A 20,847-nucleotide genomic window follows, 5' to 3' on the forward strand; every position below is an offset into this window, starting at 1 on the left:
AACGCTAATGTATGAAAAAGGAACACCCGTCTAAGGAAGACTTTATGAAAAAAGCTGCCGCTTTATTACTATTTTTACTCGGTATTGCTCACTCTGTAAATGCTGATGACAGCATTACCTTAATGGTATGTGAAGATTGTAATTATGACAGAGCCTCTGAACTAGCAAAAAGCAATGTACCATTAGCTCAATGCCACACTACACCCTCTGATCAAAAAGCTGCTATTGCTGATCAAACATGTGATTCAAATCTGCATAAAGTTATTATGATGGATGTCTCTGGTAACAACCACTTTGCATTTTTTGTGGGAAATCATAGTAGAAATGAGTCAGATAAATATATAGAAGCTACGATATTAAATAAAAATGATCTTATTGCTATATCTAAAAAAAAAAGCAATTGATGAGCATTTCTCAACATTTAAACACACACTTCAAACTGAACTAAGCCTAATGCCACTTTATCAAATAAGTCAGTCTTCTCATCTAGATAGACAAAACAACTGCCCCTCCCATGTAAATAATGCAGTAAAGGCTGTATTTGAAGAATATACATCATCTCGAATTCAAAACTGGGTAAATCATAAAGTTGAAAATAATATTAAAAATCCTGATAGCTTTTTTACATCAAAACCGATCATAGTTGGTGAGACCTTGTATCAGAGTCTGTGGAGTGAGGTGAGTAAGAATTTAAATTTAGAAGTTAATCTTAACAATGGAAGCGACGGGCAATACCGTGTTATTTTTTTAGCGAAGTGGATAAAAGAGTTAGGTGCGTTCAGTTTATCGGTAAACCCTTATTTAACTTATTTAGACGGTATTGCATTAAATCACTATAAAATATCAGCGCCATCAGTCTCCCAATGCTTAAAAAATGCTTTAGATAGAAATCTGTCATCATCAATGTCCTCGTATATTTCGAGCACTAATAATGGAGATACTTAGGGTTAGCATGTTGTAGGCGTCATCGGATGGCGCCTACAAATAAACAAGCCAAAAGCAATCCTTACTTAACCATATTCCCTTTAGCTCCCTATATGACCTAATCATTTTTTCTCTTCCAGAAGTGTAACTAGCATTTGCTCGATGTTTTTTACGCTGTAGGTGAGAGCTCGGAGTAATTCGACTTGGCTTTGTGGTTCATCAGCTTTAGCCTTGCTTGGCTTTGTTTCGGCTAGATTGTCTTTTTGCGTTAAGATGGCCTCGCGAAACTCACTGGCATCAACTACCCCTAGTAACGATACTAATGCGCCATGACCAGACTGACCTGCGGTTTCAAAGCTTAAACCAAATAAACGCATCAACGGGCCTTGGCTTAACCCGACGTCAGTTATTTTTTCAAGTGGGATGGACTTTTCTTCTTTAAAAAACACACCGCGTTTTACTACTAGCTTACGCTCTAATAAGTTAGCTGACATAGCCGCAAGCATACGCCCAGCCACGATCCAAATTATTAACGCTACAATTGGGATTAATGGGATCCCAACCAAACACACTAAACAAGTAATTACTCCTAGCGTGATCCAGTAAGATTTTACTTTAGGGTTAAAACTGGCGGTTTTCAGGGCTAACTCAGACATTCATTACCTCCTTGATATTTATTCTATTAACCTAGGGAATATTGTGGCTGAATGCAACTATAATAAAAAAGCCGAGTATAAAACTCGGCTTCGGCTATCTTAGTGAAAGCTTATTGCAAGTCGACAATAATAAAAGGCGCTTCGAGATCATTTGCATTAACCACAAAGCGATACTCTCCTTCGGTTTCAATTAACAAGCTCAAGTTATTATTAGAAGCCGCTAAAGGTGTTTCACTCCCTAATATTACTTCTGAGCTATCTCCACCAGCTCCTAAATTGACAGTGCTCCAATCACTGGTAGCAACTTTAAACTCATATGCATCACTTTGTGCACTTAGCTGTTTAGAAAAAGTATATAAACCATCACCTGTGTATGTGAATTGATCGTCTGTCCCCCACAAACTTTCTGCCTCATTTAAACTGCCACGTAAATACAACGACACATTTCCAAATGGCCCTATTTTTGTCACTGTCAGAGTTGGGTTTTCTTTATCTGAAGCATTAAACGAGAACAAATAGTTATCTGCGGTGTCTGCCGTAAAGCTAATATTAGCTCCATTAAAACTAAGTTGTTTTTCTACTCCCAATTGAACAACAGCCTCTTGCTCTGAATTAGCACCAAAATTCACGAGTTCCCAACTCTCTGAAGCAACTTTGAAACCAAAGCTCTCCCCAGCTGTCAGCGCCTTCATAATTTGATACTCGCTACTGCCAACATATTCAAATTGATCAGAGAGCCCCCACTCATTTAAATCACCACGAAGATACACCTCAGTGCTGCCATAAGGGACGATATCTGGCGCACCAACAGTTGCATCAGCACTCAAGCCAGCGCCTTGGCTCTCGCCTTGTGGTTTAACAAACACAGCCATAGTGTAAGCAGGCACAGTGAACGTGCCGTCGGTTTCGTTTTCACTAAAACTCACACCCGCCATGGTACTATCTACACCATTTTTAAGAATAGGATGTAATTCAAACCCAGCAGCGGTTGGTACTGTATGTGAAAGCGCTTGCTCAGTGGCATTAATTACTACTACGAGCGCGTCAATTTGGTTATCTAAATCTGCAAAACCTTGACCGTCATCAATACTCATTACAATCAAACCATGTTGCTGGTTTTTACCAACATTGTGAAAACCTACACGGTCAATAACATCTTGCTCAGTGGTTAATCTAAATAACGGGCTTGCGCTACGGATAGCTAAGAACTCTTGGAATACATCACCTGCATAGGCAATGTCTTGTGGCATCGCCTGTGCATCTGCATTAGCTGAAATAGGCATTATTTCAGACCATTTTTCTTGGTTCTTCTCTGCGTTAGGTAGACCAATGTTCCAGTTATTATTCTCTTTGGTTAAATCAACAGCATTAAACCAATCACCGGCATTATAACTATCACGATCCATTGACTTAGAACGCAGTAAATCAGCACCCAGTTGCATAAACGGAATGCCTTGGCTCATAAGTGGAATAGACAACGCCATGTTGTGCGCACGCACACGTTGCTCAATACTCATGCTTGATGCATGCTTATATTGCAACTGATCCCACAGTGTTTCTCTATCATGCTTTGATACGTAGTTAATGGTGTCTGCTGGGTCTAAAGCATAAGCCGTCGGCTGCGTATTCCAGCTAAAGCTATTACCTTTTGCCGAATTACCTTTAAAGTCTTTCAGGATATAGTTTTGTAAATTACCCGCCAGTGATAAACGCAGAGTATCTTGGTCTGCTAAATTACCATCGGTCGGGTTATTGCTAAACATAGCCCCACCGCGCACAGCCTCACGGATGCGGTCATTGAATGTGCCAACTTCAGAGCCTGCCATATCAGCTTGCTTAGCTTGAGTGAACAATCGGTTATTAGCCACTTCACCAAAATCCCAGCCTTCGCCATAAAAGTAGTTGTCAGGGTCAACAGCTTGCACCGCTTCACGCGCTGCTAAAATTGAGGATTTAGGTATGTGGCCCATTACATCAAAACGGAAACTGTCATAACCAAAGTCGCGAGCAAGTATGACCAGTGAATCGCTAACAAACTTGTCCATCATCACATGTTCAGTTGCTGTGTTTTCACAACAGGTTGAGCGCTCTATCGTGCCTGATACTTCATTGTATCTGTGGTAATAACCAGGCACGAGTTTATCAAACACTGACTTTTCCCAAATGCCTGATGAGGTTGTGTGGTTGTATACCACATCAAGAACCACACGAAGACCGACTTCTTGCAGTGATTGCACCATGGCGCGTGTCTCTTTAACCCGAGCAATGCCCTCGCTGCTTGAAGCATACGAGCCTTCAGGAGCAATAAAGTGATGCGGGTCGTAACCCCAGTTAAAGCCGTCTAAATCACGCATCGCGCTGGCAAGTGCTTGAGCATCATCAGAACCCGGGAAGTAGCTTTGCATTAAATCAGCAATGATGCTGTTTTTATCTTCGATTTTACAAGCATCGGCGGTATCGTCTATTCGCTCACATAACTTACCTAGGGTGTCAGTGATTTCAACGCGCTTATCCGCATCTTCCTCAATGGTGCCAATGTCAGTGACTGGTAGTAAGTGAAAATGCGTTAAACCTTTGTCAGCTAGTTGCTTAAGGTGCTGCATAGGGATGCTTTCAAGCTCAGTAAATGCTAAGTATTTACCTCTGTTTGCTGCGCTTACTGACGTATCACGAACACTAAAATCACGCACATGACCTTCATAGATAGTGGCATCCTCAGGGTTAGTAATTGTTGGCACAATGCGCTCGTCCCAGCCCTCTGGTTTAGTGTCGTCATCATTTAAATTGATCAACTGCGAATACAGGCCATTACTAGATACATTCAGTGAGTAAGGGTCAGTGCTCCATAAACTTTCAATCGCTTGAGTAGTAGGGTGGTAAACATCAAACGCAAAGCGGTAATAATGACGGTCGTATTTACTATCTAAGCTCACCGACCAAATACCGGTATTGTTGTCTAACGTCATGGCGGTGCTATGCACTTGTGCTTTATCGGCGTCAAATACATTAAGCATCATATTGCTAGCGGTTGGTGCCCACACTGAAACATCAATTGCATTGTTATTATAATGCACGCCTAGCATGGCTTCGTTCGCGTCACTTTCACCTTGGGTGTACAGCGCATCCAACGCTTTGGCGGTTTGCACAAAACTTGCTTCAAGTAGCTTGCCATCAGCATCGTAGCCTGCAACGGCTAACTGCTGCTTAATGAGTTGCTTGGCGGTTTCGCCATCCCAATTACCTTGATAGGCAGTCCAATCTGTTAAGTGCGGTACTTTCGCTGCCTGTGCATCGGTTAAACTCGTTGTCGTTAATTCAACGGTTTTACCATTTAAGCCTGTATCAACATCAACAACCAATTCGGCGGCAGCAGATGAATGCAGCTTAATGATTTGTGTAAGCTTATTACTTGGCTTATACAGTACAGTATTTAAATCAATCCAGTGAGCTGATGCACCGTCAATTGCAACTGGGCGCTCACCAAGGCTTACAACTGGGTATTCAAATACAGATGGCTCACCGTCAAAGGTGAAATTCATACGCACAAAACGCTCATCGTCTTGCATCAGTGGCATGGTTAAATCCGCATCACCATGTGCTTTGCCTGAGGCTTCTGTGCCAATATGAATAATAAAATTAGCACACTCGGTGTAACCGTCTTTTAGTGCCACAATCCAATAAGCACCATAATTTGGATCAATACCGTCGTATTCGTGGCCATCAGCCCAATCTGTTGCATCAAACGGTGGCGCATAAGCATCACAGCCGTCGGTATTCCATGAATGTAAGCGGTAGCCTTCGTACCCTTCATTTTCAGGGCGCTTATAAAATAAAATAGCCTCGCCTTCGCCTGCAAATACAACTGGGTCTGGTAAGTCAGGGTTATAGCCATTGATACAGCTTTCATTATTTGCATCTGGAAATAACGGTGCGTCGCAAGAGATAGGCTCTGGGTCAACGCATTGAGTGCCTGCTGAGTTAGGCACTTGTGGTACATCGCAAGTCAACAAGGCTTGACCTGCTTTGACATCGCTACTGCCTGAGCCACCACAGCCAAACAGTAGTGTTAAGCTCACTGCGAATAGCAAATGAGTCATTTTAGTTATTATATTCATTATGTATGCTCCAATTTGCATTAATGGCTATAGGTAAAACCTAAATAAACCTGACGTCCAAAGTACTGGGTAGTCCCAGTAATACTTTCATTACCAAAGTAGCTTTGAGTGGGTTCATCGGTGAGGTTATTAACCTGTAGCAACATGCCAAATGAGTCTGTAAATTGGTAAGAGGTTTGAAAATCGACCACGGTCTCGGCGTCAAAATTTACCACTTGTTCATTAATAGCCACTTGCTCTGACACAAAGTCTGAGCGATAGCGCACGTTAAGGCGGGTCTCAAAGTTATCTAGGCTATAAAACAAAGTGCCGTTTAACACGTTTTTAGACAAACCAGGTAAGCCTTGTGTAACCGTTTCACCACCTAAGCTAGTGATAGATTCAACTTCGCTTTCGGTGTATGAGTAGCTCCCGTTAAAACCGAGGCCATCAAACGGCGCGGGCAAAAACGAAAATACTTGCGTATAGGCAAGTTCAATACCGCGAATATAACCACCATTGGCGTTATTTACCGCCGTTGTGTAAGTGCCGTTAGTTGTGGCAACTTGCTCGCCGCTGACGGGGTTTTCTATATAGTCTGGAACGTTAAAACCGTTACCTTTAAAGTCAAACCCTTCAATGGCGATGGTATCGATAAACGAATCAATGTTTTTATAAAAACCTGCGATCACTAGCGCACCATCTGATTCATCAAAATAATGCTCATAAGAGATATCGTATTGATCAGCATAAAATGGTTTTAAAAATGGATTGTTAGTACTTGAGCCATTTATTTTACCGGTGGTTTCATCAGCCTGCGCACTGGCATCTCCTGCTAGGCGATTAATCGGTGGACGCGACATCACTTTAGCCGCCGCAAAGCGTAATTGCGTGTTATCCGTTAGCTGAAAGTTTAAATTAAGGGATGGCAGATAATCGGTATACGTTGTGCCAAGTACATTAGGTAAATAATTTTGATTTATGATGCCGATGCTGTCGGTAATGTTTTGCGCACCCAGTGCCAAATCACCATTAACGTTTTCTAAAATAGTGGCCGATTGGTCGGTATCTACACGGCGAATACCAATATTACCCAGCACTGGCATAGTGCCAATTTCAGTATTAATATTGAGCATGGCGTAAGCTGAAAGCACTTCCTCGTATACCGAACCACTTTGTAACATAGTCCACGAGTAGTTAGTGGTGTAACCTTGTGGATCTACTACACCATCTGCGTTACCCCAGGTGGTCACTGGTGTAGGCGCACCTTCTGGGAACCACGCATTGAGCGCTTTATCTACATCAATCGCTAAATAGGATGGAAAGTAGCTAAACTTGCCTTCCCAATCAACAACATTTACCATGTCATTGGTTAAACGCAGTGGCGGCTCAGTTGCTGAGAAATCACCGTCATTGCCGTATTCAAACACCGAACGATTGTTGCTGTATTCGCGATCTGAATAACGCGCACCAAATTCCACAGAGCTAAACCAGCTGTTATCCAACTCATATTTAAAATCAAGGCGATAAGCTTTTACTTCATCTTCATTTTGATAAGGGTAAATACCGTACTTACTGACCATTACCCGGTCGATATCACTAAATGCAGCGGCTTGATTAAAGCCTACATCTGGTAAATTAAGCCCATTAAGTTGGTAGTTTATAGATACGTTTTTATCTAACACCGGCTCTTGCGCTGTAGCATCTTCGGCAACTAGCGCCCACAATAAGCCATTGCGGAAATTACTTTTAGCTTGTGACAGCGATACATCAACATTAACGTTTAAGCGCTCTGTCACTTGCCAATCGGCGTTAACACCGTAGCTGTCTACTTCATCAAAATCTTGATTATCATCATTCAGAATTTCAACGCGAGTATAGCTTTTTGAAGTACGATTAACAGAGGCGCCAACCACAGAATTACCCTCTAGCTGAGCGTTTGTATAAGTGGCCGTTGGGCCGCCTAACTTTACTCGTAAACCACGGGCAAATGACTCAGTATCAAAGCGTGATAAAAACACGTCTCCTTTTAATTTAAAATTATCCACCGGCACCCACTCAATCGCCGCCATATAACCGTTACGGGTTTCTTCACCCCCTAAATGCTGGAGCTCAAAGCCTTCGCTGATATATTCGTTTTCTGGTTTTACTTCAGGGCCATTAGTATCATTAGCAACACCGTCGACATCTTTATGATCGTTATAGGCCAGGCCAATAAATTGTGTTGCTACGCTTGGTTGAAATAACCGTGCATAGCCAAGGGCGACACCTAAAGTATCGTCAAGATACTTACCTTGATAGGAAAAGCTGATGCGATCGCCAAACTCAGTGGCATCGTTCACCTCTGACGCTCGGTCGTTGTACATACCTCTGGCGTTAACCACAAACTTGTGTTGCTGATCATTATTAAGCGGGCTGGCTGTTTGCAGCTCTACCGTACCTGCCACGCCGCCTTCAATTAATGACGCCTTTGGTGATTTATACACCGCAGCTGAGCTGATCAACTCAGACGGGTATTGATCAAACTCAATACTGCGACTGCCGCTAGTTGATACTTGCTCGCGACCATTCAAAGTTGAAAATACAAAGCCACCGGACATACCGCGAATATTGATTTCTGCCGCTTGGCCGCCGGTTCGTACCGCAGAGATCCCCGGCAGTCGTGTCAGCGCATCAGCCATAGATACATCAGGCAAAGCGCCTAAATCATCCGCCGACAACTGCTCTGATACCGTATCGGTAAAGCGCTTTTGATTAAGTGATTGGATTAAACTACGACTAAAGCCACGCACTTCAATGACTTCAAGGTCTTCTTCTAGTTGTGGTTTTTTTACGGTGTTTGGTGCGTCACTTTCAGCCGCAGCCAATGCATTGCAGGTTGCAAACATCGCGAGCATTAACGCACTCAGTTTGAATTTCCCCATGAGTTTCCTACCCTATTGATTTTATAATTGTGTGCTGTTTATTTTTAATTTGTGGATAAAATAAAACCAATGAAGTGTAACCAAAAAGTAAATAAAGTGTGATGAATACGTATGCACCAGCAAGGGCAATAGCTAGCAAGGAAAGGAACTTAGTCATGAAGTGCTGCGATCATGTGGATAACGTAAAATATATCGACCAACTAAAAGGAAAAGTCAGCCACACGTCGTTATTTCACAGGAGCATTAAAAATTACTAAAACAGTTTTTAAGGTAAGCGGTAAGGATTGCTAAAATTGAATAAACTACACCATAAGCACCACTCTTATTGCCAACCCTATAAAAACCACCGCTAATATTTTATCAAGCCAAGGGGATGATTTAGTAAAAGCAAAACGCTTTTTTGAAAGCTCTGTCAAGGCTGCAACAAGCAAATACCAGCCAGTATCAATCAACAACACGGTTAAACACATGATCATACCAACCTGAAAAGTTAAGTTTACAGGGTCAATAAACTGTGAGAACAAGGCTAAAAAGAATACAGCGAGTTTAGGGTTCAAAAATGCGATAGCAAAGCCATCTTGCAAAGCCTGTTGAGCGCTACCACTTTGCTGAGCCACTTGGAGCTCTTCAGCGCTTGGCTTTGCAAGTAGTATTTTAATCCCTAAATAAGCTAAATACGCGGCGCCTAAATACACCAGTACTTGATACACAGTGGGAAATTGCATCATTAATGCGCCGAGGCCAAGTAACGACGCCGCGGCATAAAAACCGACCCCCACACCATGACTTAGCGCTGCCAACATGCCATTTTTCATCCCGCCATTTAAGCTATGCTTTAATACCACAGCTAAACTAGGCCCTGGCGACATTGCGCCCATCATGCATACCAGTGCTAAGCTAAACCATAATGATAATGCCATTAGTAACCCTTATATTTCTTCATTTTCAATAAGTAATGCATAACCATGCACTTGCCCATAAAAGCCTGTCAATGGCACTGCGTTTATTACTTTCCAGCCGTCTTGGTTTAATTCCTGTATGCGATCATTTAGTGCGACTATATCTACCCCACCCAAAAAACGGGCCTTTCTGAATTCGATTACTTTTTGCATTTTAATCCTTGTTGAACTTATAACATGTATTCAAAATCGTAATGGTGAATCCCTTGCTCAATCCGTATTTTCATACTGCCTGTTAATCCTGCGAGCTCATCAGTGCCTGAGTCGGGTACCACTTTTAAAATCAAGCTATCTTGGCCTTTATCCATGGTGCCAAAATGCTGCAGTACAAAACCACCTTGCAAACCATCAAGTTCGCCTATTACTTGTTCAATAGCCACATAACCGGCACTGCCTTGGGTGGGGGTCATGGCGCTGAGCATTTCACCTTGGCTAGTTGCGGTTAGGCCACCAGTAAATTGTTTATCAATCGACATACGACCTAAATTAACGCCTTGCTGCCCGTGTGCATACCCCTCTATAGGCGCTAATGAAACGGTAAACTCGCCTGTTACCTGTTTAGTTGTCATAATTTTTCCTTATTGATGATTTTTAATACTATTGATTTTTAATCTATTGATGCCATATCTATACCTTAATCATCAATAAGAATCTACTATGCCTACAGACAAGCCTGCTTCAGATAAAGCCGCCTTTAGCGCTTTATTCCCTATATTCAATTTTATTAAGCCTTATAAATGGGTAGTTTTAGGGGCTTTAGTGGCGTTACTTGCCACCGCAGGAGTTAACTTATCGCTAGGGCAAGGCGTTAAATTTGTGATTGATCATGGCTTTATTGCCGGCTCGCAAGCGCAATTACAACAAGCTGTGTTGGTATTAATTGGTTTGATCAGTTTATTGGCAGTGGGTACATTCAGCCGATTTTATTTAATGTCGTGGATTGGCGAACGAGTCAGTAACGACATTCGAAAAGCCGTGTTTAATCGTATTGTTACCTTGCACCCGAGTTACTTTGAAGAAAATCGTAGCGGCGAGCTGATGTCGCGTTTAACCACCGACACCACATTATTACAATCTATTATTGGCTCGTCATTTTCTATGGCACTGCGAAGCGCGCTAATGTTAGTCGGTGGTTTAATTATGCTGCTTGTTACTAATTTAAAGCTTACCTTGGTCGTTGTGGCCTGCGTCCCTTTAGTACTGGTGCCTATGATAGTGTTTGGTAAAAAGGTGCGCAAACTCGCCAGTTCTAGCCAAGATGCTATTGCCGATATAAGCACCTACGCGGGTGAGATCATTCAAAACATAAAAGTGGTACAAAGTTATAGCCACGAACATCAAGAACAATCTGCTTTTGCGCTTGAAACCGAAAAGGCCTTTAATGTGGCTAAAAGCCGAATTAAACAACGTTCGTTTTTAATTGCAGCTGTTATTTTTCTTACCTTTAGTGCTATTAGTGCCATGCTCTGGGTAGGCGGTAGTGATGTGTTAGCAGGCACTATGACGGGCGGTGAACTCGGTGCTTTTGTGTTTTATGCCATTATGGTGGCCATGTCGGTAGCGACCGTTGCAGAGGTTTATGGTGAACTACAGCGCGCCGCAGGAGCCGCAGCAAGATTGCTCGAACTGCTCGCCGTTGAAAGTAAAATACAAAACCCCGAAATTCCACAAGATGATGAGTTACATGCAACAACCAGCAACAGTGCAATTTCACTTGAAGGTATTAGTTTTAATTACCCTTCTCGCCCAGATGTAAGCGCATTAAATAATATCAGCTTAAATATTGAAACAGGTAAAACTGTGGCTATTGTTGGCCCTTCCGGTGCGGGTAAAACTACCTTATTTGAACTATTGCAGCGCTTTTACGATCCAGCCAGCGGAGCGATTAAGTTTCATAATATAGATATTAAACAGTTGTCGTTAAACACCTTACGCAACAAAATGGGCATGGTGGCACAAAACCCGATTTTATTTAGCTCTGATGTCATGCATAACATTCGCTATGGCAACCCAAGCGCCAGTGACGAGCAAGTTTATGCGGCCGCCAAACATGCACATGCTGATGAATTTATAAAACAGTTACCACAAGGCTATAACAGCTTTTTAGGTGAGCAAGGTGTTAGGCTTTCGGGTGGGCAAAAGCAGCGTATTGTACTTGCCCGCGCCATTTTAAAAGATCCCGAAATACTGCTACTCGATGAAGCTACCAGCGCACTTGATGCGCAAAGCGAGCATCATGTTCAGGCCGCACTTGAGCACTTAATGCAAAATAGAACAACGCTGATTATTGCCCATAGACTAGCCACGGTAAAACACGCCGATATGATTGTGGTAATGGAAAATGGCGAAATAAAAGCCACAGGCACTCATCAGCAATTAATGGCAAGCAACCCTTTGTATCAAAAGCTATGTGAATTACAGTTTAATCTAGATTGATTGCAATTTAGTCGCTACTTTTTATCAAGCCATTTATTCATTGCGGTATCGTAAGCCTCAGTTAGCTTGGTTTTATCGCACTTTGCACCAACAATATAACTATCTGGCAAGTCATTTTTTGGCATAACTCCAGCACCAACGGATACCTTTTTAAAACAGCTATCACCTCGTCGGTAAGTGGTAAATTGCATATTTTGCTGCTCTATTTTTAATAGCGGCTTCACCTTCCCTGCATGCTCTTTTGGGACGGTAATGCGCTTTTTCTGAGGGTCATTCTTTGCAGTATCAGAATAGCCAGTTTGTTGCTGTAAAATACTATTGAGCCCTTTTTTCAGGTCGATCTTTTTATAAGACGTTGCGGTTACAGGGTGGGTGTTTATGGAGGTGGTACTTACCGGCTCAGTCGTCTCCTTTGTTTTTTTATTAGTCGCATTTAGTGGTTTTGATTGGGTTGCATTAACAGGCTTGGTTGGGGTTATTTCTGTATTAACATTTTTATTAGCGCTTTGCTGAGTGGCTTGTTGCGTTACTTTAGTTTTGGCAGGCACATTCACCATATACGCTTTAATTGGCGTTAATTGCGGCTGTTTAATTTTAGGGGCTTTTAAGGTAGTTAAAAAAAACAAAACTAACCCATGTAAACATACCGATAAAATAATTGCTGTACGCCAATTTGTCATAAACATGTCCCTATGAAGAACTCCTTATGACAACTAACTTATTTAAAAGTGCCCTTTAAATAAGTACACAAACCGCGCGCAAACGCGGTTTGTAACTACAAAAGCTAACCTTGAGTGTTTGGTACAATTTGAATTTCTACTCGGCGATTTTGCGCACGACCATTCGCTGTGTCGTTAGTCGCTATTGGGCGTGATTCGCCATAGCCACTCGTGCTTACTCGTGCCGCCATAATTTGCTGGTTCACTAAGTAGTTTTTTACACTTTGTGCACGCTGCTCTGAAAGAGTCATGTTGTAACTGTCTTTGCCCGTGCTGTCGGTGTGACCTTCAACACTTAAGTAGGTTTTTTCGTATTTATTCATTACACTTGCTATCGCATTTAGAGTGTCATGAAAGCCCGATGAAATATAAGATTGATCAGTCGCAAACGTAATATTAGAGGGCATCACTAAGCGTAAGTTATCGCCTTCACGAACCACTTCAACTCCCGAACCCGCTAACTCATCACGAAAAGCAGCTTCTTGTTTATCCATGTAATCACCTACAGCAGCACCCGCTAGCGCACCAATAGCTGCACCAATAAAAATACGCTTATCTTTATGATTACCTGTAGCTTTACCTAAAATACCACCCGCGGCTGCACCAATAGCGGCACCTTTACCCGTGTTATTCATTTCACAGCCAGAAAGTAATACAGCAACGACAGTGACACTTAAAAGTGATTTAGTTAACATCATGGTAATTTCCTATTCATTTAGAATTTATTATTGCGATTATGCAAATATATGTATGAACCAACAATGAAGAATAACGTATAAGCGTTGATATTGCCTATCAAATAAGGAAGTAGTGATAGCGTTTCATAATAATGTCATACTTGTTTGTGACAATTTTATGATTTATCAAAAGGCGATGGACACTATGTTAATTGCGATTTTTAGGCAGTTTTTTTTGCTTGGCTGCATGAGCTTTGGCGGCCCTGCCGCGCATTTAGGTTACTTTAAGCACCACTTTGTTGATTCGCTTCGCTGGTTAAGTACAGCGCGTTACGCGCAGCTAATTAGCTTAAGTCAAGCTCTGCCAGGCCCTGGTTCAAGTCAGGTTAGCTTTGCTATTGGCGTAGAACGTGCGGGTGTACTCGGTGGTATCGCTGCGTTTATAGGCTTTACCCTGCCTTCGTTTTTGATCATGGTGCTAATTGCAATAAGTGCACATCAGTTTGATGCTGTTTATTTTGCTATTATTGCAGGTTTGAAACTATTTGCCGTGGTTATTGTTGCTGATGCGACCCTTAGTATGGCGAAGAGCTTTTGCACCAGTGCGGTACTTAAACTTCTGGCAATAATGAGTACTTTAGCACTGATTTTATTTCCTATGTTGGGCACTCAAATCGCCATTTTAGTAACCGCTGCCATTATCGGTGCTTTATGGCCTTTACTTAACTTAGCTAAATCTACAGAAAATGTTAGCAGAGAAAAAACCAACATCAATTGGATTGCTCTTGGCTTATTTGCACTACTACTTGCCATCAGCTTTATCCCACTTGGCGAAAACGCTGCGTTATTCGCGCCTTTTTACCAAGCAGGTGCCATGGTATTTGGTGGTGGACACGTTGTGTTGCCAGTACTTCAAGCGGGAGTTCCAACCTTAAGTGATGACCAATTTTTAACGGCTTACGCCAGTGCTCAGGCTATACCTGGGCCTATGTTTACAATAGCCACCTACTTAGGCGCGCAGCTAAACACCGCGCAACCAATAATAGGCGCAATCATAGCTACATTATTGATATTTACCCCTGGGTTTTTACTGATGTTGGCCTTTCAAAAAAGCTGGATTAATTTAGCTAGTAAACCCCGTTTTGCCAGCTCAATTGCTGCGCTTAATGCCGCCGTGGTTGGTTTTTTAGCTGCTGCATTGTATTCGCCCATTTGGACTTCAGCCGTAAGCAATGTTTGGCATATTGCATTAGTGATTACTGCATTTGTGTGGCTACGTATGAAAAAGCCACCTATTTGGTGGCTATTATTGCTCTTTATTGGCGTTGGCCTTGGACAGCATTATTGGGTACTTTAATACTAGGTTTGCCCGCCATATTCACCCCGTCAGCTGGGCTTAACTGCCCACTGACGCTTTGATAAGCGCGCAGCCCAAACACCGGTAATACAGCTAGTAAATGGTCCATAATTTCAGCTTGTAAGTGCTCGTACGATATCCAACGTTTGTCTTCACTAAAGCAGTAAAACTCAATTGGTAAGCCATGATTAAGTGGTTGTAGCTCACGCACCATAAGTGTGAGCGAGGTATTGATTTTACTGTGCTGTTTTAAGTAACCCTCTGCATAGCGACGAAACAACCCTAAGTTCGACACAGGATCGGGAAGCGTGCCTAGTCGAATATATTCTTGCAGTGGAATAGCCGCTTCTATTTGCGCTTTAAAATCGTCATCAACTAAAAAGATGCTGTTCATATCAATGTTTAAAGAACGTTTAATACGTCGCCCACCAGATTCTTGCATACCACGCCAGTTTTTAAATGAACCGGCCACTAGCATATAAGTTGGTATAGTCGTTATGGTGTTGTCCCAGTTGCGCACTTTTACAGTATTTAGCCCTAAATCAATCACTTCGCCATCGGCACCATAGTTGTCTACTTGGATCCAATCACCATAGGTCACTAAGCGGTTAGCAGCAATTTGAATGCTGGCAACAAAGCCTAATATGGTGTCTTTAAATACTAATAGCGTTACCGCTGCAATCGCACCAAAGCCCGATAGTATATAAGTAGGCGACTTTTCAAGCACAATACTAACTATTAATATTGAACAGACAATAAAGGTGATCAGCTTAACCACTTGAATTAAGCCTTGAATAGGTACTTCTCGGGCAAAATCTAATTGGTTATAAATAGCGCCAGCAATGCTCACTATGCTGCTTATAATAAAACCTATATAAATAATTAATAATGCTTGGCCAATAGTTTTAAGGATCTCTTGGGCAATTGCATTAACGGGATAAACGCTATCAAATGTGGCTAAAAAAAGGACACAACATAGCAAACAGGCAATTCGTTTATTGAGCTTGGTCAACATAGGTGACAATGAACCAATACGCTCAGGCGAGAGTTTAGTCACCACCTTTTGAATACCTGGTAACATTAAGCGGCGAGTAAATAAGTAAACAAATAATAGCGAGAGAATGCCTATCGATGAGGCGGTGATGGCACTGAGAAAAAAAGCATCGGGGACTTTTTCAAACCAAGGAGTAATTAGCTCCTGTAGGTGTGTTTTGGTCATGGTATTTCAATTTCCTTACTGGGAGTTAATTCAGTACTAGCTTGCTGAATATGAATAGCGCTTAATTGCTTATCTTTTATTGTCCATAAGTTATTTAAGTATTGCTGAAACTCGGCTCTAAATACTTGATCTGTTTGGTAACTGCCAATCATCTGTGTATTTATTGGCATCACCTCAATGGTAATATTAATAGACTCCAACTCGCCTTTTAAAATATTACGACACACATGATCTGATTTACCGCTATACACTAAACTGGTGTTAAGCATAGCGTCAAACTGCTCATTTAAAACTTCTAAGGCAAAAGCAGTTCCACCAGCTTTAGGCTTTAATAAATGCTGAAAAGGACTTTGTTGATGCTTATGCTTTTGCGCTGTAAAACGCGTACCTTCTACAAAGTTCACTATGGTTGTAGGGTGATGACGAAAATTACGGCAACTGCGCTTAGTACGCTCGACATCTAGGCCTTTTAAATTGGGATTTTTTGCCAATTGTGCTTTGCTCACCCGCTTCATAAAGGGCATACCCATTGCCCACGCACCAGTGCCTATAAATGGCACGTACTTAAGCTCATCTTTTAAAAAAAACTTAGGAGCTGGTAATGCATTTAACGAGCTTAATACCGCAATATCAAGCCAGCTAATATGATTACTGATTAGCAAATACCAACTATTGGCATTCACCTCCCCACTAATATTAACTTTAATATCATTACAGCCTAGCCACAGCCCTAAGCGATTACCTTTACACCACCCCTTGTACGCACCGTGTAATAATTTACTTACTACGGGTATGGGCAAAACTAATTTAACTAATCCTAGGATAAGTACTAATGCGCCAAATATTATTAAATTAGCAAATAAAACACAGCCAACAATTAAGCCATTTAACCAATTAGGTAACCATTTTTTTAGCATAACTGTTAGCTCATTTTTTATTTTTGTTTGAAATTAACGAGCGTCTGGTTTTTTTCTTCCCACACGCGATTTAATTCACTTTGAAAGCGTACTCTAAAGTCAGGATCATTAGTGTAATCACCAATTAAGTCATCACTAACGCCTTTGACTTCAACATGTACATCAATGTGTTTTACTTTACCGGCTGCAAAATCCATAAAAGTAGGAATGCCCTCAGGGTAATGAATAGTGACATTTACCACCTTAGAAATTTGCTCACCCATGGCTTGCATTACAAACGCCACACCACCCGCCTTAGGTTTAAGTAAGTGAGGAAACGGACTATTTTGACGCGCATGCTTTTGCGCTGTAAAACGCGTACCTTCAACAAAGTTAACCACACTGACTGGCATTTCTTTAAATTTTTCACACGCTTTACGGGTCGTTTCTAAATCTTTACCACGCAATTTAGGGTTCTTTTTTAATTGGCTTTTACTGGTGCGGGTCATAAAAGGAAAGTCGAGCGCCCACCAACATAAACCTAAAACAGGCACATAAATAAGCTCTTTTTTCAAAAAGAAGTTTAAAAAAGGTATTTTGCGGTTGAACACTCGTTGTAACACTAAAATATCCACCCAGCTTTGGTGGTTCGCAATAACTAGGTACCAATCTTTTAATTTAAGCTCTTCAAGGTCGGTTACATTTAGCTTTGTTGGCGTTAATAACGTTTGATTTAAGGTGTTAAATGTCACCCAAATAGAGGCACATTGCTTGGCTGTCCAGCTCATTAATTTTTGAAGCCCCTTGATTGGGATTAGCTTAACGATGCCACAAATAAAAATAGGCACAAACCAAAAAAGAGTGTTTATTGTGTAAAAGAAAATACTAAATACACTGCGAATAACTGACATTACTTCTATTCCTTTAAACATCGCGCAGCCACGAATGACCGCGCTTAACTATGCAACTAAATTAATCTTCAAAATAGGTGTAACCTTCAAGCCCTGCATTAAGCTCGGCTAGGTACCCTTCTTTACAGTGTTCTGATACATCAAGTTTATTAATCTGAGTGGCAAAGTTATCAGCTAATAACTCGCTATCATAATCAACAAATTTTAATACATCCTTAACGCTGTCACCTTTAATGGCATTGGTTAATACATATCCTTGCTCATTAAGCTCAACATGAACTGAATCGGTATCACCAAATAAGTTATGTAAGTCACCTAAAATCTCTTGGTATGCCCCTACCATAAACATCGCAATATGATACTGCTGACCTTGTGTATATTCAGGAATAGGTAAACTGGTTTCAATCCCTGCACCTTCAACGTACTCACGTATTTGCCCGTCAGAATCACAAGTAATGTCCTGGATAATAGCGCGCTGAGTAAGCGGCTGCGTTAGGTTTTCGATGGGCATAACCGGAAATAACTGCTGAATGCCCCACACATCGGGTAACGACTGAAATAGTGAAAAATTCACAAACAGTTTATCGGCTAGTTTTTCGTTTAAATCATCCAGCACTTCGCGGTGAGCTCGTGCATTAGAGCTTAATGAAGCTCGAACGCGATGTAAAATAGTAAAGTAAAGCTGCTCTATTTTCGCCCACTCTAGCATGCTCACTAAACCATGTACGTATTGATCGTGTGCTTCACTAAATAAATGCATTGCATCATGATAAATCTCTAATGCCATACGCGGGTTCAAACGTTGTAAACACTGCCACATTTCATCCAATACTAAGGCACTGTTTTTAACAGGTGGTTCTGGGTTTAAATGATTTGGCGCTTTTTCAACATCAATTACATCGGTAATAAGCACCGCATGATGTGCAGTAAGAGCACGGCCAGATTCGGTAATAATTGCAGGGTGAGCTAAGTTATGTTGGTCGCACACCTCGGCAAATGCATTTACCACATTACGCGCATATTCTTCGACTGTGTAGTTCATTGAGCAAGCACTTCGCGAACCTGAACCTTCGTAGTCAACGCCGAGCCCGCCACCCACATCAACCGTATTCAGCGGTACACCGTATTGAGTTAATTCAGCAAAATGGCGAGCACACTCGCGCAAAGCACGATGAATATCGCGAATATTGGCAATTTGTGAGCCAATATGAAAATGTACCATTTGCATTAAATGCAACTTATTATGTTGCTTAAGCACTTCCACTGCACTAAGTACTTGGCCTGCAGTTAAGCCAAATTTGCCTTTTTCACCACCGGTATTTTGCCATTTACCTTTACCAACCGAATTTAAGCGAATACGAATTCCAATAGCCGGTTCAATGCCTAAATTATCAATTTCTTCAAGCAATGTGGTTAGCTCTGAGAGTTTTTCAACCACAATTTTAACGCTGTGTCCCATTGCTTGACCAATACAGGCTAAACGTAAAAACTCACTGTCTTTGTAGCCGTTGCATACAATTGTAATAGGCTCTTTCGCCACCCCTAAAATGGCCATTAGTTCAGGCTTAGAACCGGCTTCAAGCCCGACTAAGCCACTTGGGTGTGCCAATAGTTTACTTACTACAGAACGCTGTTGATTTACTTTTATAGGGTAAACACAGGTGTATTTACCATTATATTCACGGTTGCTACGCGCTTGAGTGAAGGCATTAGTGAGCGTATCTACACGATTTTTTAAAATATCAGTAAAGCGCACCAGTACGGGCAATGTTAACCCTTGCTGCTTAAATTGCTCAGTAAGCTGGCTTAAAGAAATGGCAGGTTTTGTTTGGTCGCCATCAGGATAGGCTATCAACTCACCTTGTGCGTTAATATCAAAATAACCATCGCTCCAATGAGCAACATTGTATGTAGCACGTGCTGTTTCTAAACCCCAAGTCATGGCAACTCTTCTTTATTAAATTAGGTGTAAAGGGGCATTTTAATACGTCACTATCTGCTAAGCTAACAAAAATTGAACTTTCCCCTCTTTATAGCTAACTTTATTCGCTAAAGAGAGTAAAATTTGATTGAGCAATAGGCCAAGCACTGGCAGAATTGCCTCCTTTTTTTCATACTCAACCAAAAGTGTAACAACAACTATGGCAAATTTAGATCAAAGTAAGTGGTTTACTGAAATTAGCGACCGCGATGGCAGCGCATTTTCATTACGTATTAACAAAAAGTTAGATGAAAAACAGTCTCCTTTTCAAAAAGTAGAAATGTTTGAAACCACAGACTTTGGTAATTTAATGATCATTGATGGTTGTACTATGGTAAGTAGCCGTGAAAACTTTTTTTACCACGAAATGATCAGCCACCCAGCATTACTGGCGCATCCAAACCCAAAAAACGTAGTTATTATTGGTGGCGGCGATTGCGGTACGTTACGTGAAGTGCTCAAGCACCCAAGCGTAGAAACTGTAACTCAAATAGATATTGACGAAGTGGTTACCCAAATGTCGTTAAAGTACTTCCCAGAGTTATGTGAATCAAATAATGACCCACGTGCTACTGTGATGTTTGACGATGGCATTAAATACATGCGCGAAGCAGCTGGTGAGTCTATTGATGTAGTGATTGTTGATGGTACTGATCCGGTAGGCCCAGGTGAAGGTTTATTTAACCATGCGTTTTATACTAGCTGTTTAAACGCACTTCGCCCTGGTGGAATACTGGTACAACAAAGTGAATCGCCATTAATGCATATGCCACTGTTGGTTGAAATGCGCGAAGCTATGCTAAGTGTTGGTTTTAACGATTTACAAACACTCCCATTCCCACAACCTATTTACCCAAGTGGGTTATGGTCAGTGACGCTAGCTCGCAAATCTGAGGCATTTAATGGCTTTAGAGAAGACGGCGCAGCAACAATTGCACAGCATAGTGAATACTACAATGGCGGCATTCATCACGGTGCACTCGCAACACCTAATTACATGAAACGCGCTTTTGATAAAAAATAATAAGTTATAAATATAAAACAGGGCTCGCTAGAGCCCTTTTTTATGTGTTTAATTACACTGAATACGTTTG

17 protein-coding genes are annotated in these 20,847 nt (G+C 41.5%); 5 read left to right on the forward strand and 12 right to left on the reverse strand.

The genetic code is table 11. The features are described 5' to 3' along the window. Window positions 1-44: 44 nt before the first annotated feature. Window positions 45-404 (forward strand): hypothetical protein, encoded by a 360-nt coding sequence (locus AAEY57_RS08270; protein WP_254843679.1) that lies wholly within the window; start codon window positions 45-47, stop codon window positions 402-404. After that, entirely contained in the window at window positions 367-945 is a 579-nt protein-coding gene (locus tag AAEY57_RS08275; RefSeq protein WP_350607412.1) for a hypothetical protein, read from the forward strand. The genes AAEY57_RS08270 and AAEY57_RS08275 overlap by 38 nt, the downstream gene beginning before the upstream one ends. Before the next feature lie 101 nt (window positions 946-1,046). Here AAEY57_RS08275 and AAEY57_RS08280 read toward each other — a convergent pair whose 3' ends face one another. The 6 genes from AAEY57_RS08280 to AAEY57_RS08305 form a co-directional block, all read right to left on the reverse strand. After that, window positions 1,047-1,580 (reverse strand): PH domain-containing protein, encoded by a 534-nt coding sequence (locus AAEY57_RS08280; protein ID WP_076922737.1) that lies wholly within the window; start codon window positions 1,578-1,580, stop codon window positions 1,047-1,049. Between the two features lie 110 nt (window positions 1,581-1,690). Next, window positions 1,691-5,695 carry an alpha-1,6-glucosidase domain-containing protein gene (locus tag AAEY57_RS08285; protein ID WP_350607415.1) on the reverse strand — a complete coding sequence of 1,335 codons (4,005 nt, stop codon included), beginning with the start codon at window positions 5,693-5,695 and terminating at the stop codon, window positions 1,691-1,693. Between the two features lie 20 nt (window positions 5,696-5,715). Next, window positions 5,716-8,598, reverse strand: coding sequence for a TonB-dependent receptor (locus AAEY57_RS08290; protein ID WP_350607418.1), 2,883 nt, complete (start codon window positions 8,596-8,598; stop codon window positions 5,716-5,718). A gap of 302 nt (window positions 8,599-8,900) precedes the next feature. After that, window positions 8,901-9,518 (reverse strand): LysE family translocator, encoded by a 618-nt coding sequence (locus AAEY57_RS08295; protein WP_350607420.1) that lies wholly within the window; start codon window positions 9,516-9,518, stop codon window positions 8,901-8,903. A gap of 9 nt (window positions 9,519-9,527) precedes the next feature. After that, window positions 9,528-9,710 (reverse strand): hypothetical protein, encoded by a 183-nt coding sequence (locus tag AAEY57_RS08300; RefSeq protein ID WP_008109493.1) that lies wholly within the window; start codon window positions 9,708-9,710, stop codon window positions 9,528-9,530. Window positions 9,711-9,727: 17 nt separating this feature from the next. Continuing rightward, complete coding sequence (locus AAEY57_RS08305; RefSeq protein WP_013466088.1) at window positions 9,728-10,126, reverse strand: DUF3224 domain-containing protein; 399 nt, start codon at window positions 10,124-10,126, stop codon at window positions 9,728-9,730. 88 nt (window positions 10,127-10,214) lie between these two features. Between AAEY57_RS08305 and AAEY57_RS08310 the strand changes: the two genes are divergently transcribed. Continuing rightward, window positions 10,215-11,993, forward strand: a complete 1,779-nt coding sequence (locus AAEY57_RS08310; RefSeq protein WP_036957096.1) for an ABC transporter transmembrane domain-containing protein — start codon at window positions 10,215-10,217, stop codon at window positions 11,991-11,993. Between the two features lie 14 nt (window positions 11,994-12,007). Here the strand turns inward: AAEY57_RS08310 and AAEY57_RS08315 are convergent, their stop codons facing one another. Together AAEY57_RS08315 and AAEY57_RS08320 are read right to left on the reverse strand one after the other, a co-directional pair. Next, the gene (locus AAEY57_RS08315) at window positions 12,008-12,673 is read right to left on the reverse strand and encodes a hypothetical protein (protein ID WP_036957095.1); all 666 of its coding nucleotides are present in this window, start codon (window positions 12,671-12,673) and stop codon (window positions 12,008-12,010) included. Between the two features lie 104 nt (window positions 12,674-12,777). Beyond that, window positions 12,778-13,410 carry a YiaD family glycine zipper/OmpA-like lipoprotein gene (locus AAEY57_RS08320; protein WP_016899327.1) on the reverse strand — a complete coding sequence of 211 codons (633 nt, stop codon included), beginning with the start codon at window positions 13,408-13,410 and terminating at the stop codon, window positions 12,778-12,780. A 184-nt stretch (window positions 13,411-13,594) separates the two neighbouring features. Here AAEY57_RS08320 and chrA point away from each other — a divergent pair, with 184 nt between their 5' ends. Next, window positions 13,595-14,746: a chromate efflux transporter gene (chrA, locus tag AAEY57_RS08325; protein WP_350607424.1), complete on the forward strand. Its 1,152-nt coding sequence runs from the start codon at window positions 13,595-13,597 to the stop codon at window positions 14,744-14,746. Here chrA and AAEY57_RS08330 read toward each other — a convergent pair. The 4 genes from AAEY57_RS08330 to speA form a co-directional block, all read right to left on the reverse strand. Next, window positions 14,706-15,965: a mechanosensitive ion channel family protein gene (locus AAEY57_RS08330; RefSeq protein WP_008466713.1), complete on the reverse strand. Its 1,260-nt coding sequence runs from the start codon at window positions 15,963-15,965 to the stop codon at window positions 14,706-14,708. The genes chrA and AAEY57_RS08330 overlap by 41 nt on opposite strands. Then, window positions 15,962-16,882: a 1-acylglycerol-3-phosphate O-acyltransferase, YihG family gene (gene yihG / locus AAEY57_RS08335; protein ID WP_350607427.1), complete on the reverse strand. Its 921-nt coding sequence runs from the start codon at window positions 16,880-16,882 to the stop codon at window positions 15,962-15,964. Before yihG (AAEY57_RS08335) ends, AAEY57_RS08330 begins: the two co-directional genes overlap by 4 nt. A 17-nt stretch (window positions 16,883-16,899) precedes the next feature. Beyond that, window positions 16,900-17,772 carry a 1-acylglycerol-3-phosphate O-acyltransferase, YihG family gene (gene yihG, locus AAEY57_RS08340; RefSeq protein WP_008466705.1) on the reverse strand — a complete coding sequence of 291 codons (873 nt, stop codon included), beginning with the start codon at window positions 17,770-17,772 and terminating at the stop codon, window positions 16,900-16,902. A gap of 61 nt (window positions 17,773-17,833) precedes the next feature. Then, a complete protein-coding gene (speA, locus tag AAEY57_RS08345) occupies window positions 17,834-19,714 on the reverse strand; it encodes a biosynthetic arginine decarboxylase (protein WP_076919621.1) in 1,881 nt (626 codons plus the stop codon). 199 nt (window positions 19,715-19,913) lie between these two features. Between speA and speE the strand changes: the two genes are divergently transcribed. Then, window positions 19,914-20,777: a polyamine aminopropyltransferase gene (gene speE / locus AAEY57_RS08350; RefSeq protein ID WP_013466096.1), complete on the forward strand. Its 864-nt coding sequence runs from the start codon at window positions 19,914-19,916 to the stop codon at window positions 20,775-20,777. The last annotated feature ends 70 nt before the right edge of the window (window positions 20,778-20,847 follow it).

It is taken from the genome of Pseudoalteromonas sp. MER144-MNA-CIBAN-0113, from assembly GCF_040308965.1.
GTDB classification, from domain to species: Bacteria; Pseudomonadota; Gammaproteobacteria; order Enterobacterales; family Alteromonadaceae; genus Pseudoalteromonas; species Pseudoalteromonas tetraodonis.